This window comes from Acidimicrobiia bacterium, from assembly GCA_029210695.1.
Lineage (GTDB): Bacteria > Actinomycetota > Acidimicrobiia > Spongiisociales > JAHEDJ01 > JAHEDJ01.
Genome location: JARGFH010000036.1, coordinates 19158 through 38054 on the forward strand (window position 1 = coordinate 19158; position 18897 = coordinate 38054).

Annotated in this window: 15 protein-coding genes and 1 tRNA gene; 11 read left to right on the forward strand and 5 right to left on the reverse strand. The window is 63.5% G+C overall.

Translation table 11 applies throughout. The features are described from left to right. Positions 1 to 170: 170 nt before the first annotated feature. Positions 171 to 1385, reverse strand: coding sequence for a hypothetical protein (locus tag P1T08_12130; protein MDF1596817.1), 1215 nt, complete (start codon positions 1383 to 1385; stop codon positions 171 to 173). A 351-nt stretch (positions 1386 to 1736) separates the two neighbouring features. On the opposite strand from P1T08_12130, the gene P1T08_12135 reads away from it, so the two are divergent. Continuing rightward, a complete protein-coding gene (locus P1T08_12135; GenBank protein ID MDF1596818.1) occupies positions 1737 to 3464 on the forward strand; it encodes a hypothetical protein in 1728 nt (575 codons plus the stop codon). Positions 3465 to 3531: 67 nt separating this feature from the next. On the opposite strand, the gene P1T08_12140 is transcribed toward P1T08_12135, so the two are convergent. Together P1T08_12140 and P1T08_12145 are read right to left on the reverse strand one after the other, a co-directional pair. Continuing rightward, positions 3532 to 4797: an MFS transporter gene (locus P1T08_12140; GenBank protein ID MDF1596819.1), complete on the reverse strand. Its 1266-nt coding sequence runs from the start codon at positions 4795 to 4797 to the stop codon at positions 3532 to 3534. Further along, entirely contained in the window at positions 4794 to 5219 is a 426-nt protein-coding gene (locus P1T08_12145) for a MarR family transcriptional regulator (GenBank protein ID MDF1596820.1), read from the reverse strand. The genes P1T08_12140 and P1T08_12145 overlap by 4 nt, the downstream gene beginning before the upstream one ends. A 130-nt stretch (positions 5220 to 5349) precedes the next feature. On the opposite strand from P1T08_12145, the gene P1T08_12150 reads away from it, so the two are divergent. Then, positions 5350 to 5532 (forward strand): hypothetical protein, encoded by a 183-nt coding sequence (locus tag P1T08_12150; protein MDF1596821.1) that lies wholly within the window; start codon positions 5350 to 5352, stop codon positions 5530 to 5532. A gap of 7 nt (positions 5533 to 5539) precedes the next feature. Beyond that, the gene (locus tag P1T08_12155) at positions 5540 to 6913 is read left to right on the forward strand and encodes a class I SAM-dependent methyltransferase (GenBank protein ID MDF1596822.1); all 1374 of its coding nucleotides are present in this window, start codon (positions 5540 to 5542) and stop codon (positions 6911 to 6913) included. Here P1T08_12155 and P1T08_12160 read toward each other — a convergent pair. Then, positions 6903 to 9371 (reverse strand): sulfatase-like hydrolase/transferase, encoded by a 2469-nt coding sequence (locus P1T08_12160; GenBank protein ID MDF1596823.1) that lies wholly within the window; start codon positions 9369 to 9371, stop codon positions 6903 to 6905. The two genes, P1T08_12155 and P1T08_12160, sit on opposite strands and share 11 nt — an antisense overlap. Before the next feature lie 184 nt (positions 9372 to 9555). Here P1T08_12160 and P1T08_12165 point away from each other — a divergent pair, with 184 nt between their 5' ends. The 6 genes from P1T08_12165 to P1T08_12190 all read left to right on the forward strand — a co-directional run bounded on the left by P1T08_12165 (position 9556) and on the right by P1T08_12190 (position 16429). After that, positions 9556 to 10575, forward strand: a complete 1020-nt coding sequence (locus P1T08_12165; GenBank protein MDF1596824.1) for a 3-oxoacyl-ACP synthase III — start codon at positions 9556 to 9558, stop codon at positions 10573 to 10575. Beyond that, entirely contained in the window at positions 10572 to 13142 is a 2571-nt protein-coding gene (locus P1T08_12170; protein MDF1596825.1) for an alpha/beta fold hydrolase, read from the forward strand. Before P1T08_12165 ends, P1T08_12170 begins: the two co-directional genes overlap by 4 nt. After that, the gene (locus tag P1T08_12175; GenBank protein MDF1596826.1) at positions 13139 to 14131 is read left to right on the forward strand and encodes an NAD-dependent epimerase/dehydratase family protein; all 993 of its coding nucleotides are present in this window, start codon (positions 13139 to 13141) and stop codon (positions 14129 to 14131) included. Before P1T08_12170 ends, P1T08_12175 begins: the two co-directional genes overlap by 4 nt. Before the next feature lie 109 nt (positions 14132 to 14240). Next, positions 14241 to 14489 carry a zf-HC2 domain-containing protein gene (locus P1T08_12180; GenBank protein ID MDF1596827.1) on the forward strand — a complete coding sequence of 83 codons (249 nt, stop codon included), beginning with the start codon at positions 14241 to 14243 and terminating at the stop codon, positions 14487 to 14489. Positions 14490 to 14609: 120 nt separating this feature from the next. Continuing rightward, the gene (locus P1T08_12185) at positions 14610 to 14906 is read left to right on the forward strand and encodes an isoamylase early set domain-containing protein (GenBank protein MDF1596828.1); all 297 of its coding nucleotides are present in this window, start codon (positions 14610 to 14612) and stop codon (positions 14904 to 14906) included. A gap of 200 nt (positions 14907 to 15106) precedes the next feature. Then, the gene (locus P1T08_12190) at positions 15107 to 16429 is read left to right on the forward strand and encodes an aminotransferase class V-fold PLP-dependent enzyme (protein MDF1596829.1); all 1323 of its coding nucleotides are present in this window, start codon (positions 15107 to 15109) and stop codon (positions 16427 to 16429) included. A 112-nt stretch (positions 16430 to 16541) separates the two neighbouring features. Here P1T08_12190 and P1T08_12195 read toward each other — a convergent pair whose 3' ends face one another. Beyond that, positions 16542 to 17651, reverse strand: a complete 1110-nt coding sequence (locus P1T08_12195) for a DUF819 family protein (protein MDF1596830.1) — start codon at positions 17649 to 17651, stop codon at positions 16542 to 16544. Positions 17652 to 17762: 111 nt separating this feature from the next. Between P1T08_12195 and P1T08_12200 the strand changes: the two genes are divergently transcribed. Next, on the forward strand, positions 17763 to 18617 hold the full coding sequence (locus P1T08_12200; GenBank protein MDF1596831.1) for a universal stress protein: 855 nt from the start codon (positions 17763 to 17765) through the stop codon (positions 18615 to 18617). A gap of 70 nt (positions 18618 to 18687) precedes the next feature. Continuing rightward, a tRNA-Ile gene (locus P1T08_12205) sits at positions 18688 to 18762 on the forward strand. Positions 18763 to 18897: the final 135 nt, after the last annotated feature.

Below are 18897 nucleotides of genomic sequence, written 5' to 3' on the forward strand. Positions count from 1 at the left end.
CGACGATATCGATGAAGTCCACGAAACGATTGTGGTCGTGGTCGACGCTTGAGCCGTTGTAGTAGAAAACCCGGTCGTCTCGTCAGCGCTCCCACAGGCATCCAGCAACAGGGACACACAGACCACGACGGCGAGTAACACGCGCCTCGGTTCTATTCGTTCCGTTGATCTCATCGTCCCCGTCCCAAGAGCGACACGACACTGGGGGTGCCGATGTATATGGCCGGATGTTCTCCCCAGGTGTCGACGATTCGGATGTCGACCCAAACGTGGTTTGACCAGTCCCACCGGTGGAGAACGACGTGGCGTCCGTCGAAGTCCCCCAGTTGCACGTCCGCTCCGATTTCGGTACTCCACATCTCTTCACCGGTGGTGAGGTCTACCACTGCCACCACTGCGGGGATCAGTTGGCTCTTCTCCCACCATCCGTCGTGGTCGCCCGTGCAGACACGGGGTCCTGTCGGGAAGTTGTCCGAATCCGGCCAGAATGCGTCGGGTCGATACCGGTAGGCCAGCAGGTTCCCGTCATCAGAGATCCGTGCAGCCAGTTCGCACGGAGCACAGCCCTGGCCCGAAGGAAACGGGTTGGAGGCTACCTCGACCTCGGTGCCGGATCGATCCCAAAACTCGATCACGTCGTAGGTGTAGTCACCGCCACACTGGCCGTAGGGGGCCCCGACGAACAGCCCCCCACCGAAAGACCCGATGTCGTACCCTGCGTCCTCCATCGGCAGGCATATGAAGGTGGACTCGTCCCCGGTAGGTAGGGCATACCCATTGAGCGCCCAGTCCGCGCACGGCCAGGTGTCCGGGTCAATCTGGATTGGCACACCGGAGTAGAACAACGTTGCGGCACCATCCAGAATGCCCGTGAAACCCGGGTGCCAGTAGCCCGACTCACGTTCCACCTCGACCGGTTCTGATTGCCCAACTCGTTGCCACATCAAGATTGGCTGCTCTTCGGGCATGAACATGACACCGCCCTCTAGATCATCAGCAGCCCATTGCACCGGACCTTGATCCCACAGGATTGTCGGAATCCCGCGCTCAACTCTGATCAGGCCGAAGGGTCCGTGCCACAAAAAATCCGGTCCGGTCGCAGCTTCTGGTGGAAGCGACAAGGCTGTGGTAGCCGTTGTCGAAATCGCGGCTGTGGCGACCTCTTGGAGCGCTGCCAATCCCGAGTAGTCCACCGATACACCGCCCAGTGTGCTCGAAGGTGTCGAAGTCGAAGCGCTGGTCGTGGAGGCCACCAACGTCTCGCCGGCCGTGCTCGTCGTCGCTGAGGTAGCGGTTAGAGAGGATCCAGCGGTGTCCTCGCCGTCGGTCCCGCAGGCGGCCAACAACAGGGACCAGCAAACTGCGATGGCGAGTGTGTAGCGCATCGGTTCTCATCCCTTCTAACGTCATCATCCGCCTGCAAGTTGCGACGGTGAAGAGGCCAACGGCCCTGCCATCGCCATATCGCCGATTCCGACCTCGATCTTCTCGACGAACCCGCCACCCGGTGATCCGCCCGCCGGTTTGCGCGGTCGCCACGCCGGAAGGACCACCCGGTACAGGCATTGCTCATGACGGCTTCTGGGCCGTAGTGCGCAACCGGCGTTCAACCGTCGCGGACGAGAGGGGTCGTTGGCCTCTAGGCCAACTCTGCTCTGGCAATGAGGATGGTGTGAGAGGTGATCTTGGATTCGGCAAACGGGCGCCGTAGCGCGGATGCGAATTCTCCTCGTGTGGTGCTGATCGATGGCGAAGCGCCCGGCCCGGGGAGTCTTCGAGGGCTGCTGTTGGCGGGGTTGGTCGTTCTTGTTGTGGGGGGTATTGCACTATCTCAGGGTTATGACGTGCAGGACGTCGCGCCGAGCACGCTGCCGCCGGTCCCGCCTTCTTCATCGACGTCGACCACCGTCGGGAGACGCCCGTCGCCGGTCGGCGAGGTAGCGGGGCAGTTTGAATCTCGCATACTCGACTGGGTATATGAGGTGAACGATGTTGAGGTTTCGCCGGATGGCTTGATGTATGTGGCGGCACCGGTGGGGGTTGCCCGGCTGGACGGGGCAGGCGAGTGGACTCTGATCGACGTGGAGGACCTGCCCGGCGGGACAGGTCTGGAGGGCGGGCGTCCGGGTCTCGGGTTTCCGGGTCGGAATATCGAACAAATCGCCATCGGCTCCGATGGAGTGTTGTGGGTGGCCGGGTCTTCCGTATCCCGGGCGGATGATGAGCAGTTCGGCGGACGCTTGGAAGGGTGGTTCGGTGCACGGTGGCTTTGGTGGGTGGCGCGTCTTGATGGCTGTTGGGGGCGTTGTTGGTGGACGGTGTTCACCTCCGACGATGTTCCCGAGCTGGAAGGCGGCATCGGTGATCTGGTGGTTTCGGAGGAAGGCGCCGTCTATTTGTCGGTGGGTGAAGACCGGCTGCTTGTGTTCGACGGATACGAGGGGGGTTCCTACTCGGTGCCCCTTCCAACAGATTTGAACGAGTCACTGTGGTCGGATTCGTTGGCGGTTGGAGACGACGGTGTGGTGTGGGCGGCTACCGACCATCACAGCGGGGGAGTGCTCTCTTTTGACGGTGCCGGGTTTACCCGACATACGACCGAGGACGGCCTTCCCAGCGACACCGTAGTGCAGGTCACGACTGGGACGGACGGCACCATTTGGTTGGCCACCGAGGCGGCAGGGGTTGCTGCCTTTGATGGCACGATCTGGACTACCTACACGATGGCAGATGGGTTGCTGTCCAACGATGCTGTGATAGCCACCGGTATCGACGGCACGGTGTGGGCAGTCCACTATGGGTTCCCCCCATACGGATATTCACGATTTGATGACACCGGATGGACGACCTACCCGTTCGATTCCCCGGTGGGTGACCGCCAGGCGGCAGTCACCTCGGACGGGACTCTGTGGACCGTCTCGGAGGACGAGTTGACCAGTTTCGATGGCATCACCCGTACCATCCATCCCTCCCCGTTCACTCAACCCGTTCCCGCAACCATCGCGCTCTCCATCGACGGTTGGGAAGGAGTCGAGGGGTATCGGTTGTTGGCCGTAGTCTCGTCGTCCGATGGCTACAACGAGTTGGTAGGTGGAGCGTTTTGGACGATGATCGACTCCGACCCCTACTCGGGAACAGACTTCGTGCATCCGCCGAACTGGAGAGATGAGCCGCCCTGGGTTTTATCCGAGTCCTGGGGCGAAGGGGCGTATCTGTGGGACGAGACGGCCGGGCTGGAACCCGGCCTCTATCGGATCCACTTCCTGGCGAATCCCGGTACGTTGGCACCGTTCAACAGACACATCCCGGCCGACCCTATCGAACGCTACTGCTCGCTTGATATTGAAGTCTCATCCGGTGTAGAAACCACCGTCAGAATCTCCGGAATCCCCACCACAGGATTGGCGTCCGATTGTCTGGGAGTCGCCGTTGACACTGAGGCCGTACCCAGCTCACCCCCATAAGACGGCCGCAACCCGTCCCCCGTCGTGCGCGCAGCCAGACTTCGACGGACGCGGGCTAGCCGTACTGCTACGGGCCCAGCTTGGCGTTTAGGGCTGGCGTACCGGCGACTTGAATGACGGTTGGTCCAATGGTCAGCAGCTTACGGTAGGCGAACGCGGCGGCAAGGAGCGTTGCTACTCCACCGAGACCGAGTCCGTAGCGCGGCCCGACGTTCTCGCCGACCCAACCGATGATTGGACCTCCGATCGGCGTCGACCCCAGAAACGCCACAGCCCACAATCCCATGACACGTCCACGCATCTCGGGGGTGGCGCTCAGCTGAAGAGTGGCGTTTCCCAGGGCCAGAAAGGTGATGCTGGCTGCTCCAAGCGCAACCAGGGCCACGTAGACGGTCACGAGGTTGGGAGCGAACGAGGTGATGAGTTGGGTAACGCCAAAGACTGCCGCCGTACGTGAGAGGGCAACCGCCGGACGGGTACGACGAGACGCCGCCACCAGGCCCCCGACGACCGCCCCTCCGCCCATGCAGGCGGACATCGTGGCGTATGTTCCGGCGTCGCCCCCGAACGTGAATTTGGCGATCAGCGGCAGTATGACCTGGAATTCATAGGCGAACATGCCGACGACACCCATCATCAGGAGGGGAGTGAGGACGGCGGGTGTCGCCCCGACGTACCGCAGCCCTTCTCGCAACTGCCCGGCGCGGCGCGGCTGGGGCGCCACAGTCTGCAGCTCATCGGCCCGCATGAGGATAAGAGCAACGATGACGGCCAGATAGGTTCCTGAATTGACCAGGAAGCAGGGTCCCAACCCCACCGTAACGATGAGAACCCCGGCTGCCGCCGGCCCGAGGACACGCGCCAGATTGACCAATACCGAGTTGAGGCTCACGGCGCTGGTGAGCTTCTCACGTCCAACCAGTTCGGGAACGAAAGTCTGTCGCGTCGGGTTGTCGACGCTGGAGACGAGACCGAGCGCGCCGGCCAGGACGTACACCATCCAGAGCCGGATGACATCGAAGACGACCAGCAACCCCAGTGCGCAGGCCAGAATCGCCGCCGCGCTTTGGGTGATCAGAAGCAGACGCTGCTTGTTGAACCGGTCGGCGATGACGCCGCCGTAGGGGGCGAGGATGAGCATGGGCAGGAACTGAACCGCGGTGACCAGGCCGAGAGCCGTTCCGCTTCCCGTCAGTTCCAACACGAGCCACGATTGGGCAACCCTCTGCATCCAGGTCCCCGACATTGAAAGCGTCTGGCCGATGAAATAGAGCCGGAAATTCCGGATGGCCAACGGCGAGAAAGCTCTCTTGACCCAGACGGGCCTGCTCATTCGCCGGCCGCGATCTTGTCGAGGAGAACGGCGACTTTGGCCAGGGTGCCCACTTCTTCGTCGCTCAGGTGGGTCATCCGTTTCGCCAGGAACGCGCTGCGCCGCCGGCTAGTCGTGTCCAGGATCTCTCGGGCCGGTGCCGTCAGTCGCACGATTGTTGACCGGGCATCTTCCGGACTCGGCTCCCGGGTCACCAGCCCGCTCCCTTCCAGCCTGCCGATGATGCCGGTGATGCTCGGGCGTGAAACTCCCTCGATGGACGCCAGCTCACCCATCCGAAGCGGACCCCGCCGGTCGAGCGTCGCCAGCACCGAGCGCTGGGAAGGAGTGAGATCACCCATCGATTCCTGCCGAAGACGGCGAGCCAGGCGGGCGACGGACAGCCACAAGGACCCGGCCGCTTCTTCTCGAGCGCCGTTCACCGAGTCTTCCATTCCAAAGGCATTTAGCCATGCTAATCAAAAAGGAGCAGCGCGAGGTTGGCATGTTCGGCGAACTGGACGACAATGGCGGCGACGCGGCTTTGCCGCTCGCTTCAGGAGGTATTGATCGATGATCGTCGGATACTTGGATCCAGGCTCTGGCAGTTTGCTGCTGCAAGCCATGCTTGGAGGCCTCGCCGGCCTCGCCGTCGCCTTCAAAGCGTGGAAGAGCAGATTCTCGATTTCTCGTCAGTTGTCCAAGCTGGAGAAAGAAGTAGAAGCACCGGTGGACGAGACCCCACTCGGGTCCTGACGACCGCATGATCTCCGCCGACCCGGGTTCGTTTCGCGATCCGGCCTCGCAGATCTTCATCGACGGTACGCGAGTCCTGCGCACTCTCGACGAGCGCGGTCTCGAGGCCTGGCGGGCACTGGCCGGGACTGACTTCCTCGAGAGGGCGGTTACAGACAGCAAGATCATTGCCTCCACCGAGATAGTTGATCCACCCGCAGGCGCCGCCGGCGCGCTGGAGCATCCTCGCCTGCCCTTGATCACCTACCCGTACGAGTGGACCTTTTCGATGCTCAAGGACGCCGCACTCCTTCAGTTGGATCTGCTGGAAGGCGCACTCGGTTCCGGATTGACGATCAAGGATGCAACTCCCTTCAATATTCAGTTCGTGGACGGCAGTCCGATGTTCATCGACATCGGATCATTCGAGCGATATCAACCCGGTGAGCCGTGGATCGGCTATCGCCAGTTCACCAGGCAGTTCCTCTTCCCACTCATGCTGCGGGCCTGGAGTGGTGTTCCCTTTCAACCCTGGATGCGCGGCGACATGGAAGGTCCGACCGCCGCCCATATGCGGAGCCTCTTGCCGTGGTGGCGAAGAATCCAACCCCGCGTTCTCCTCCATGTGGTGCTCCAGGCGCGGATGGAGGAGCGGATGTCCGGTAAGGCGGTTCGCGACGATCTCAGGCGGGCCGGATTCTCTGCCGACTTGATCCTCGCCAACGTGAGGAAACTCCGCCGCCTCGTCGAATCGTTGCAGTGGGATCCCGAAGATGACGGATGGTCTGACTACCACGCCTGCACCCATGTGGAGCGGGATCGGGCCACCAAGGGCGAGTTCCTCGAGAGCGTCCTTCAGCGCGTGGAACCCGGCAGGGTGCTCGATGTTGGGGCCAACGACGGCTACTTCTCTCAGATCGTGGCCGGCCGTGGCGCACACGCCATCGCGGTCGACGGCGACGAGGCCGTTCTCGACCACCTGCACCGGCGTGGGACCGGGAAGGCCTTGTCAATCGTGGTGGGCGACCTCGCCAATCCATCGCCATCGCAGGGATGGGCCGGTGCGGAACGCCCATCGTTGTTCGAACGGGCCCGCCCGGACCTGGTTATCGCCTACGGTCTCATCCACCATCTGATCTACTCGGCCAGCATCCCACCGCGCAGGGTCATGGAGTGGCTGCGCAGCTTCGACTGCCCGGTTGTGGTCGAGTTCGTCTCACCTTCAGACGAGATGGTCGCCAAGCTCATCGGCAACAAGCTGGCCGAGGAGCTTCACGAAGGACGGGATGAAGATGCCTTCAGGGAGATCATCGCCGGCCTCTTCGAGATCAGAGACGAACGGAAGCTCGGGTCGGACACCCGCCTGCTGTTCGAACTGCATCCCCGGGAGGTCAGTCGTTGAAGGTCGCCGGATCGCTGATCGCGTAATCCCCGAATTCCGCTACGACCGTCAACCGGTCGAGCCCATCCGGCACCGAGCCGGCGTCGATCTCGAATGAGAATCCCGACCGGAGAAGATCGTCACTCTTGTACCACCTCACAACGTTCGGGTTGTCGAGATTGGGTGGGCCGTACGCAACGAGTGAGTCGCCGGCAAAGACGTAGAACCGGTCGGCGGTGACCTTCCGGCTGACATCGGCCGCCCAACCGACCACGTGCCAGCCGGACTCGGTTCTCGTCACCTCGTCCACCTGAAGACGCCGGTTGCCCTCGTCCTGCAGTGCGAGCACGTGCCCGTCGTCTGCGATGTACTCGAGGTTCACGTCGTCCGCCGATCCGGTCAGCCATCCTGAACCGTCCGGTATCGGGACGAGGATGGTGAGTTCGTTCGCTCCGTCCGTCATCAGATCTTCTGCGACGAGCCCCCGGATCTGCCCACCGCTGGGAGTGTCCCGGGAGATGAATCCGGCCCCCGCCACCCGTCCGTTTACCGCGATGAGAATGTCGTCGCCTTCAACGTCGGTGGGCAGCTCGAGCCGGCCGGTGATCAGGGTTTGGACCATGCCGGACCGGCGATCGACCGAGGCGAGTGCATTGGCGTGATCGAGCGACCAGCGCACCTCGTCGCTGGCTTCCGGGCTGAGTTCGACCACCGGTGTGCCGACGAGTTCGCGGTATGGCCCTACCGCGGCGATCTCCGTCCAACTGTCCTGACCGGGTACCCATTGGTGGTTGCGGGCGACTTGCTCGAAGAGGACCGAGACGTCGGTGCTCGCGCCCTCCGTGCTGCAGCACCAGTGGATGATCGTGTGAGGGCGGTCGGTGCTTTCGATGTCCAGCAACGACATGCCGTCGAGCTCCCAGTCGCTGGAGATGTCCAGGGCGTCGATGATGGTCGGGAGGATGTCGATTGTGAAGGCCGGCTCATCCCGGGTCATTCCTTCGGTTTGGCCGGGGTATTTCACGAACAACGGAACCCGGTAGAGGTCATCGCGGTTGTTCTCGTACGGCCACCGTCTGTGCTCGCCGGGGACGAATGAGGCACCGTGGTCGGCCACCACGATGATCATGGCATCATCCCAGCTGCCCGTCTCTGCCAGTCGGTCGAAGAGCGATCCGAGCATCGTATCGAGGAACCCCAGCTGGTAGAGGTGCCGCTGGAAACCGAGCCGGGTGATGTTGGGGTCGACATCCCAGAACCCCGACCCCTGGACACCGTCGACCTCGCTGTATTGCTCCGGCCGCTCGTAGTGGGTTCCCGACGGGTTGACGACCCAGGGCACATGAGGGGATTTCAGATGGGCGTAGTGGACCGTCGGTGGGGCGTCTTCGGTAACACCATTGATGATCCGCTGAATCCAGTCGATCCACTCGCTTCGGACACCGGCCTTGGGAACGGGAAAGTCGTCGACGGCGACGGGTGACGCCGATGGGTTGTTCTCCTGACCGAGGAACCCCTTCCAGGTGTTGTCGATGCTGGGGAGGTTGTCACGTGCCCCGGCGGGGAGGGAGAGATGTCCGTACACCACGCCCGTATCGCGGACCAGCGAGGCGAATCGGGCCGGGGCCCTCCCGGCATAGTCCTCGCATACATCTTCCGGGCAGAGGTCGGCTACCCATTCGATCACGTGCATCTCATAGGCGCTGCCTAGCAGGGTGAATAGGTTGTCCGGATGGTCTATCGCCGACGGGCTGAGATCCTTGCTTCCGAAACGTCCCGTCAGCGCGGCCGGGACGCTCTGCGTTGTGGCGATGGAGGCGGACAGTGCGTTCCGGTACCAGGTGCCGGAATTCGCCAGACGGGCGAAGTTCGGGAAAAGCGTTTCGTTGATCGAACCGTCCATGTTCATCATCGAGGCGGTTGGGAACTCATCGAGTTGTATGAAGACGATCGAATGCGGTTGACCGACGCGGCTGGTGTCGATCGAAGCGGCGGCGGCGGGTTGTTCCCAGATGAGCCGGGACGTGGCGGAGAACACCAGGAAGAGAACGAGCACGGCCGGAAGTGCCAGCGAGAATAGAACCAGTGTTCCTTCGATTCTCTTGCGCAGGATGATCAAGACCGAGGCGATCACCAGGGTCAAAATGATCGCGCCGACGGTGCCGTCCGGTACCGCCTGCCGGCTGATCACCAGACCTAGCGCTGCTCCGCCCAGCCCTACGAAGGTTATGTAGACGCGGGTGGCCGTCCGGGATCCGATCTTCTCTGCCAAGCCTAGGAACAGGAGACCGATGAGCGGCGGAACCAACGTGATCATCAGCGCAAATAGAACGATCTGCGACTTGCTGGCTCGATTGGCGACAAAGACCTCTGGATTCTTTCCGTAGAGATCGAGAAGGGGCGCGGCAACGGCCGCGGCGCTGAGCGCGCAGATGACAAGAAAGCGGTGCCAGAGTCGGCGTCTGTTGATTCGGCTCATCGGCACCGCCGAATGGTACCGGTTGCAGGCGTCAATCAGACAACGTGCCGTCGACCCGAAATGCGCAAAGCAAGCGGTTCGGGCTCAGCCCTGAACCGAAAATGATCATGCAGTCGGCCGAAATTGGTCGCGGAGGCCCCTATTCTGCGACAATCGCCTTTGCCCGCCTCCCGAAAGACCCTTGATGTCCGGCAACGCCGCCTTCAATCTGATCGACACTGCCATTGTCTCCGTTGCTCATGTGGATGCACCGGAGGTGGTTACTTCCGCAGAATTCGACGAGATCCTTGCCGAGACCTACGAGCGGGTCGGCGCTCAACCGGGACTTCTCGAGAGCCTCGCCGGCATCCGTGAGCGCCGCTGGTGGCCCGAAGGGCATCTTTTCACCGATGCAGCTGCCGCAGCCGGAGCAAAGGCGATCGAGGCCAGCGGCGTCCGGGTCGAAGAGATCGGCTTGCTGATCGACACTTCGGTCTGCCGCGATCGGCTCGAACCGTCTTCCGCGGTCACGGTCCACAATGCGCTCGATCTCCCCAGCTGGTGTCTCAATTTCGACCTCTCCAACGCCTGCCTCGGGTTCGTCAATGCACTCCAGGTGGCCGGCAACATGATCGACGCCGGACAGATCAACTATGCCCTGATCGTCGACGGCGAGGGCAGCCGCCTCATTCAGCAGAGAACCCTGGAACGGCTCTCGAGTCCCGATGCGACCATGGCCGACCTCTTCGCCGAATTCGCATCGCTGACGCTCGGCTCGGGAGGGGCCGCCGCAGTCGTTGGACGGCACTCTGAGAACCCCGGGAGCCACAAGGTGGTTGGTGGGGTGGCCAGGGCTGACACGAGTCACCACAACCTGTGTATCGGGGATATGAACCAGATGCGTACGGATACCAGAGGTCTTCTGGATGCCGGACTGCAGGTCTCCAAGCTGGGCTGGATCGATGCAGAGGAGCGGGGCTGGCTGGAGGTCGACCGCTACATCGTCCATCAGATCTCACTGGTGCACACGACGATGCTGTGTGAGCACCTGGGAATAGACATGGCCAAGGTTCCGCTCACGTTCCCGTACCTCGGCAACGTCGGCCCGGCGTCGATTCCCATCACTCTGTCCCGGGAAGCCGACTCACTCCTGGCCGGGGATAAAGTCCTCCTGATGGGGATGGGGTCCGGCATCAATGCATCGGTGATTGAACTGGTCTGGTGACCGCCGGTTCGACGTCGCCGGCCGCACTTCCTCCGTCCGGCCTGGCCGGTCTCGAACCCGGGTGGTCGCGGCTCGTCACGACAGCGGGCCTCGACGGAGCCGGCCGAACCTGGCACGTGCTCGACAACGGTGCGCAAGATCCGACCCTCACCCTGCTGTGTGTGCACGGCAACCCGACCTGGTCGTATCTCTGGCGTGAGCTGATCGCCGGCGCCCCGCCAACGGTGCGGGTGGTTGCGCCGGATCAGCTCGACATGGGTTTCTCGGAACGGACCGGGACGGCTCGCCGGTTTGAGCAGCGGATCGAGGATCTGTGTGCACTGACCGAGGAACTGGGACTGAAGGGACCGGTCGTGACAGTCGCCCACGACTGGGGTGGTCCGGTTTCTCTGGGCTGGGCCGAGCGCCATCGCGATCAGATGGCCGGAATCGTGCTGATGAACACGGCCGTGCACCAACCGGGCGGGTTGACGGCACCCCGGCTGATCCGCATGGTCCGGGCCGGTGGGATCCTGGAGAAAGCCTGCGTTGCGACTCCGACCTTTCTGCGGGGAGCCCTGGCCCTGGCTCGACCTCGCCTTGCCACGTCCATCCGCGAGGCCTATGAAGCTCCGTACCGCACTTCCGACCGGCGAGCGGGGATCGGCGCCTTCGTCGAGGACATCCCGCTGAGTGACGATCACCCGACCCGGCGGCCTCTGGATGAGGTTGCCGCCGGCCTCGACCAACTTGGCGAAGTTCCGGCGCTGCTTCTGTGGGGCCCACGCGACCCGGTGTTCTCCGAGCGCTATCTGCACGACCTCGTTGCCCGGCTACCGAAGTCCGAGATTCATCGATTCGAGGGTGCCGGTCACCTCGTGACCGAGGACGCCGATGTCGCAAGTGCCATTTCCACCTGGGTCCAGGGGCTCGACCGTGCGCCCTTCCCGGTTACACCGATCGCGGATCGAGAACCGCTCTGGGCCGCCCTCGACCGGCGGAGCGAAGATGCCGCCGTGGCCATCGTCGAGATGGGTTCCGGCGGAGCAGAAGCATCCCTTACGTTTGCAGAACTCAATTCGGATGTGAGGAGCGTGGCTGCCGGGCTCGCCGAGTTCGGCGTTGAGAAAGGCGATCGGGTCGCCTTGCTGGTTCCACCGGGCATCGACCTGGCCGTCTCTCTCTACGCCTGCTGGCGGATTGGGGCGGTGGTGGTGGTTGCCGATGCCGGTCTCGGTGCCCGTGGCATGAGCAGGGCACTCGCAGCCGCCAACCCGGACTACCTCATCGGGGTTCCCCGTGCCCTGGCCGCCGCCCGGACGCTGGGCTGGCCCGGTCTGCGGATTTCAACCGCACCGCTGGGGCCGGCTCTCGTCCGTCTGTTTGATGTGCGGGCGACCCTCGATGAGCTGCGCAGCCGAGGCAAACGGCGCCCGGCTCCGCCGATGCCGGAGCCCGTCGATGAGGCGGCGATCGCTTTTACGTCCGGCGCGACGGGGCCTGCCAAGGGAGTTGCGTATCGGCACCACCAGCTTCAGGCCCAGCGTGACGCCCTCGTCGATCTATACGGGATCCATAGCGATGACCGCCTGGTGGCCGCGTTCGGGCCGTTCGCCCTGTTCGGGCCCGCCATGGGTATAACTTCCGTGGTGCCGGACATGGTTGTTACTGCTCCGGGCAGCCTCACCGCTCGAGCACTGGCGGAGGCCGTGCAGGCAGTCCGGGCAACGCTCGTCTTCGCCTCTCCCGCCGCGTTGACCAATGCTGCGCTGACGGCAGACGGGGTATCGGCTGCCGGAGCCGCCGCAATGCAGGGGGTCCGGTTGGTGATGTCGGCGGGGGCACCGGTTCAAGTCGACGTTTTGCGCGGAGCCGTCGCGCTGATGCCGCGGGCCCAGGCGCGCACTCCCTACGGCATGACCGAGGTTCTGCCCGTCGCGGACATCAGCCTGACGGAAATCGAGGCGGTCGGATCGGGAAATGGAGTATGTGTCGGACATCCGGTTCGAGGTGTCGAGGTGGCGATCAGCCCCTTCGGCTCCGGCGCTGAGGAGACGGGCACCCTTACCCACGCCGGCGGCGTCGCAGGCGAAGTCTGCATCCGGGCCGCGCACATGCGGGACGGTTACGACGGCCTCTGGATGACTCAGCAACTGGCGTCGCAACCGGCCGGTTGGCACCGCAGCGGGGATGTGGGCCATTTCGATGACGCCGGCCGCCTGTGGATTGAAGGCAGGGTCGGACACATCGTGACGACTGCAGGCGGATTGGTGACTCCGGTCGGGATTGAGCATTCGGTGACGGCTCTTCCCGATGTTGCGCAAGCGGCTGCAGTCGGGATCGGTCCGGCCGGCACGCAGCAGTTGGTCGTGGTGGTGGTTCCGGTGGCCGGCCGCCGGCGTCCGGATCTGGCCGATGAGGATCTAGCCGATCGGGTCAGAGCGCGGGTCGGCGCGATCGACGTAGCCGCGGTCCTGACGGTCCCGTCACTTCCCGTCGACAAGCGTCACAACTCCAAGATCGATCGTCCCCGGGTCGCCCGTTGGGCAGCGCAGGTACTGGCCGGCGGCCGCTTGGGTCGAATATGAGAGTTCTCGTTACGGGCGCCACGAGCTTGCTGGGACGCGTAGTTGTGGGCCGGCTGACCGGCCGCGGAGACGATGTCACGGTTTTCCAGCGAAGACCCGCCGACCTAGGGGTTGCCGAACACCTTGGTGACGTTGCAGACCGTGCGGCGGTAGTCGCGGCCATGGCCGGGGCGGAGGGGGTCATCCACCTGGCTGCCCGAGCGACGGTGACCGGATCGTGGCAGCAGTTCGAATCGACCAACGTCATCGGCACACGGAACGCCCTCGATGTCGCCAGTGCAGAAGGGGTCGACCGGTTCGTGCACGTGTCGTCTCCGTCGGTTGCCCACGCAGGCAGATCGCTCGTCGGGGAAGCCGCCGGTCCCGCAGATCCCGATCGCGCCCGGGGGCACTATGCCAGGAGCAAGGCACAGGCAGAACTGATCGCGCAGGCCGCCAATTCGACGAGCCTGGCGGTCGTCGCCATCAGGCCTCATCTCATCTGGGGGCCGGGTGACACGCAGCTGGTGGAGCGGATTGTGAGCAGGGCCCGAGGGGGCCGATTGGCGATCGTGGGTTCCGGTGCTTCCCTGATCGATACCACCTATGTCGACAATGCCGCCGATGCCCTCGTGGCCGCCTTGGACCGGGCTCCGGAGCTTGGAGGCAGAGCGCTGGTGGTCACCAACGGGCAGCCACGCCCGGTTCGCGAGTTGTTGAACAGAATCGTTCTCGCCGCCGGTCTGGAGCCGCCCCGCGTCAAGGTTCCCTACCGGGTGGCTCGTACCAGCGGACTCGTCGTGGAGCGGATCTGGGAGCGGCAGAGAAGGGAAGATGACCCCCCGATGACGAGCTTCCTCGCCGAGCAGCTCGGAACGGCCCACTGGTTCGACCAGCGAGAGACCAGGAGGGCCCTCTCGTGGGAGCCGGTGGTGAGTCTGGATGAGGGTTTTCGGCGGCTCAACGCCTGGTATGAAACAGGCGGCGCCGGATCGGCCCGCCGCGGCTAGCGGCGGGCGCCGCTGCGGGCCATCCCACTTCCTTGGAAGAAATCCTCTGCATCGGCGGTTGTCAACGCTTGGACGGCAACGAAGCTCGATCGGGAGCGCGTAAACGAGGATGTACAACGGCAGCTGCGAACACGCGATCGCTCAGATCTACTTCTACCTCGACGGTGAGATCACGTGGATCGCCAGGCTGCGCGTCGCCCGCCATCTGCGGAGATGCCGGGACTGTTCGGGTGCCTACGACTTCGAGAGCCGCCTGAAGGCGATCGTGCGCGATCACCTTTCCGTGGAACCCCCACCCGAAGCGATCGGCCGTCTACGCGCGTTTCTCAGAGAGAACGAATCGGGATTCGGGCGCTGAGAGGTCCCGGGCTTGTCCGGTGAGTCCGTGTCGTTGAGTGCCGCTAGGCCAGCGCACTGAGTACTGTTCTGGTCACGAACGGGGTTGCCCGCAACCGAATGATCCAGGTGTGGAGAGACAATGATCACGAAGCGCTTCTTCAAGACGAAAGATGAGGTCGAAGTCGCGTTCGAGCTCTCCCTTCCGGTTGACGTTGACGGCGTCTCGGTGCTGTGCGATGCGACCGAATGGGTGGCTACCCCAATGCGGCGCGCCAAAGGTGCGTGGCGGGTACGGTTACGCCTTCCCGTCGACCGGCACATTCAGTTCCGGTACCTGGCCAGTGGTGGGATCTGGATCACCGACGACGAAGCCGACGGCTACGTCGACAACCCCCACGGTGGCCAGAACTCGGTGGTCAATACCTACCGTCCCTGACGTATCGTTCAGTTCCTGAACGGGTTAGATGGAAGGCAGGGAGAACCCCCCCCCGGAAGTTATGACCGTGCGGGGCAAGCGCCGACGAAATCCCCCGAACGGCGTCGGTGTAGGTGTCCTCGGGATTCCGGTCCGCTCCTGCGCCGATCGCGGTGTCCCGGTCCCATACCAGCTAACGTCGCTACCCGGAAGGGAGCGACATGCAGATACCCGAACACGGAGTTGCCCGCCGGCAGGTCCTCAGCGATATGCAGGCACTGCGGATCGATGATGCCGACTGGCAATCCGGGCACACATGGAGCCTCGTGTACCAGGCATCCGAAGAACACACGGAATTCCTCAAAGAGGCGTACGGCACGCTCTTCTCCGAGAACGGGTTGAATCCGATCGCTTTTCCATCCCTTCGACAATTCGAGGCTGAGGTGGTGCGGATGACCGCCACGATGCTCAACGGCGATGCGGCGGTGGCCGGGACGATGACCTCGGGCGGGACGGAGAGCCTCCTGATGACCGTCAAGACCTACCGGGATTGGGGTAGGGCAACCAAAGGTATCGAGCATCCGAACATGATTCTTCCGCGGACGGCCCATGCCGCGTTCGGCAAGGCTGCGCACTATTTCGGCGTTGAGCCCATCTGGGTGGACATCGCTCCTGATCTGCGAGCCGACGTAGCGGCGATGCAAGCGGCGGTTACTGGAGATACCGTGCTGCTGGTCGGTTCGGCCCCCAACTACCCGCACGGCATGATTGATCCGATTGAAGAACTCGCCACTGTCGCGATGGAGCGGGAGGTCGGCATGCATGTCGATGCCTGTCTCGGTGGCTTCTTGCTGCCGTGGGTCGAACGTCTCGGGTATCCGATCCCTCCATTCGATTTCAGGGTGACGGGCGTGACGTCGATGTCGGCCGACGTGCACAAGTACGGATACGCGGCCAAGGGCGCTTCGACGGTGATGTATCGAAACGCCGAACTCCGGCGGCATCAGTTCCACGTCACGACCGGCTGGCCGGGTGGGATCTATGCCTCACCATCAATGGCAGGCACGCGGCCCGGCGGAGCGATCGCGGCGGCCTGGGCGGCGCTCAATGCGATGGGACAGGATGGATACCTGGCCATCGCCGAGGAGATCATGTCGGCCGCCCACCGGCTGATCGACGGCGTGAGTGCGATCGATGGGGTTCGCGTCCTCGGAACCCCACCGGCAAGCGTGTTCGCCTTCGAGTCCGATTCGACCGACGTGGACATCTACGCGGTCGGCGACGCGCTGGAGGCCAGGGGCTGGCATATGGACCGGCAGATTGCTCCGGCTTCGCTGCACGTGATGGTGACATCGCCGGCGCACGGTGACGTTGCCGAGGATTTCCTCGCCGACCTGAGCGCATCTGTTGAGCAGGTGCGGCGCAACCCGGCGGCCTCGCAGCAAGGCCAGGCCGCCCTGTACGGGATGATGACGACGCTGCCCGATCCGACGATGGTTGACGAAATGGTTCTCCAGATGCTCGACGGCCTCTACTCCACCTGAGTTTCTCCGCAATGCAGCGACGTGTGGTGGTCCACTGCATTGCGCAGAAAGTTCCAGTGGTTTTCTCCGCAATGCAATGGCGCGTAGCGGTCCACAGCATTGCTGAGAAATGTCAGGGTTGGACGAGGTAGGCGATCGCCAGGCCGGCATAGTTGCCGATTGCGTAGCCGAGCACACCGGCAGCCAGGCCGGACACGATGATCCTGCGGTTACTGATGGCAGCAGCCACCGGCCCGACGAACGCCGGTCCGAAGACCGCGGCGGTGGAAGTGATCAGGACGGTGTCGGTGTCGATGCGAAACAGCCGGGCCAGGAGGTAATGCAGGAGGATGGAAGCAACGAACACGACGGCGACGAACACGAATACTGTTGAGAATGAGTCGGCGAGTTCGCGGATGTTGGCGAGCGTTCCGATCGCGACGGCAAACACCAGCAGAAGGTACTCGCCGGTTTCGTAGGTCCCCGGCAATGCACGAATCCTCGGTACGAACGAGGCGGCCAACCCGAGCGTTGTGATTCCCAGGATGACGGCCGCCACCGGCAACTCCCCGGTGATCGCAATGAGCAAACCGGCAACGGCCCCGCCGACTACGACGGCCAGGCCGAGCGACATGATCACCTGGCGCCACCCATATGGGAGCGGTTCTTCGAACCCACCATCGATTCCCAGGGTGGCGTCATCAAACGGTGGAAGGAATCGGCCGAGCACCCGCCGGGCGATCGTCATCAGGAACAGCAGGTAGAGGGCGGACAGCACAACATCGGCGCCGTTCATCAACACGAAAGTCTCATCCGTCACGTCTAGCGCCACGCCGATGGCGCTCATGTTGGGGGTGCCGCCCGTGTAGACACCGACCGTCATGCCGGCCATCTTCCATGTTTCCGGATGGCGCTCTGCCAGAACCCAGGCAGACGAGGCCGACACCACCATGACCGAGATAGCCGCCAGGCCGAACGAGATCATTGCCGGTCGGGCGATACGCAACCACTTCCGCACGTCGGTTGAGAAGAGCAGAAGAGGGATGGCGAGCAAGACCATGGCTTCGCTGACGGTCGTAGCGAAGTCGGTGTCGAGATCGAAGAGGTTCCCGAGTGCAATACCGAACAAGTATGCGAGCACGATCGGACCGGCCCACTCGAGCACTCGCCACCTCTTTGCTCCCCACCGGGCGAGCGCGGGGAAGCCTATGAACACCAAGCCCAACAGGGCGATCCCGGCCAAATTCCCTCCTCGATTGCCGACATTGTTGCTGGCCCGACGCTTCGGTGTCGGTTAGATCGAGGTCGGTCTCAGGGATCAGTAGAGTTGTACTGAAACCGAGTGGAGGAATTGATGCGCCGGGTCGTGGCGGCCGTTGATCTGTCGGGGTTGCGTCGTCGCGTTGCCGATCGGGCTCGCATCATTGCGGAAGAGCATCACGCCAAGTTGACCCTGCTGCACGCCATCCCGCCGTTGGAGGATGTGTTCCTCAGTGAGGCCGAAGTGACCGCGATGCAGGTGCTGCGGCGAGATTCGACCGAGCATCTGGCGGAGTGGCTTCGTGAACGAACGGATGTCCACATCGACATCCGCCTCCCGGTGGGTCCGCCCGCGAGAGTGGTGGCAAGCGAGGCGCGCCATGCCGACCTCGTCGTGGCAGGTACCTCATCACTCGATCCGGCGTCTGTCGGTCCGATGACGCGCCGAATTGCCCGCAAGTCGCGCTCGCACCTCATAGCAGTGCGCCGTCAGCCGAGGGTGCCGTACCGGCGGGTGCTGGTCGGCGTCGATCTCTCGCAGCCGTCGGTTGTGGCCGTTGGCTTTGCTTTGGAGCTGGCGCCGAAGGCGGATATCACCCTCGTGTACTCGCTGCCGGTCAGGTTCGATGCGTTCCTCGGGGAGGCCGGCTTCAAAGATGCCGATCTCGTCATGAGCCGGTCGAGACGGATGGCCGAAGCGAGCGAGGCTCTGAAGGATTTCGTCGCTCCGTGGGCCGATCGAGTTCGCACGCTCGTGATGGAAGGTCCACCCGGTCAGAGCATTCAGGAGGTGGTCCGGCAGCGCAGCGCCGACCTGGTGGTCGTCGCCACTCGCGGCGCGTCGGACGACTCGATGGTGCTGCTCGGTACCGTGGCCGAGGAGGTTCTGGCCACGGCGCCGTGCGATGTGGCCATTGCCCACGTCGGCGGTACATTCCGGCGCCCGTGATTTCGAGGTAGCAGCGGCCTGCAGGACGGGTTGTGGTTGGCGGGGTGAGGGGTCGTAGTATCCGGGTGTCGGGCCCGTAGCTCAATTCGGTCAGAGCAGCGGACTCATAATCCGTTGGTTGCAGGTTCAAGTCCTGCCGGGCCCACAAACGAAACCCCCGCTCAGCGGGGGTTTCGGCGCCTTTGAGGCAGGTCGACGACATCGCCCAGGACGCGCTCAGGACGCGATCCGGTCGTGGAGTGGGTGTCTAGGCGGTCCATCAATTCGGCGAGATCACCTT

Bases quoted from the DNA above. Each gene is read 5' to 3' on its own strand.
- P1T08_12185 (MDF1596828.1), top strand. From the start codon at position 14,610: ATGATCACGAAGCGCTTCTTCAAGACGAAAGATGAGGTCGAAGTCGCG.
- P1T08_12130 (MDF1596817.1), bottom strand. From the start codon at position 1,385: ATGCGCTACACACTCGCCATCGCAGTTTGCTGGTCCCTGTTGTTGGCC.
- P1T08_12160 (MDF1596823.1), bottom strand. From the start codon at position 9,371: ATGAGCCGAATCAACAGACGCCGACTCTGGCACCGCTTTCTTGTCATC.
- P1T08_12200 (MDF1596831.1), top strand. From the start codon at position 17,763: ATGCGCCGGGTCGTGGCGGCCGTTGATCTGTCGGGGTTGCGTCGTCGC.
- P1T08_12165 (MDF1596824.1), top strand. From the start codon at position 9,556: ATGTCCGGCAACGCCGCCTTCAATCTGATCGACACTGCCATTGTCTCC.
- P1T08_12190 (MDF1596829.1), top strand. From the start codon at position 15,107: ATGCAGATACCCGAACACGGAGTTGCCCGCCGGCAGGTCCTCAGCGAT.
- P1T08_12140 (MDF1596819.1), bottom strand. From the start codon at position 4,797: ATGAGCAGGCCCGTCTGGGTCAAGAGAGCTTTCTCGCCGTTGGCCATC.
- P1T08_12175 (MDF1596826.1), top strand. From the start codon at position 13,139: ATGAGAGTTCTCGTTACGGGCGCCACGAGCTTGCTGGGACGCGTAGTT.
- P1T08_12155 (MDF1596822.1), top strand. From the start codon at position 5,540: ATGATCTCCGCCGACCCGGGTTCGTTTCGCGATCCGGCCTCGCAGATC.
- P1T08_12150 (MDF1596821.1), top strand. From the start codon at position 5,350: ATGATCGTCGGATACTTGGATCCAGGCTCTGGCAGTTTGCTGCTGCAA.
- P1T08_12180 (MDF1596827.1), top strand. From the start codon at position 14,241: ATGTACAACGGCAGCTGCGAACACGCGATCGCTCAGATCTACTTCTAC.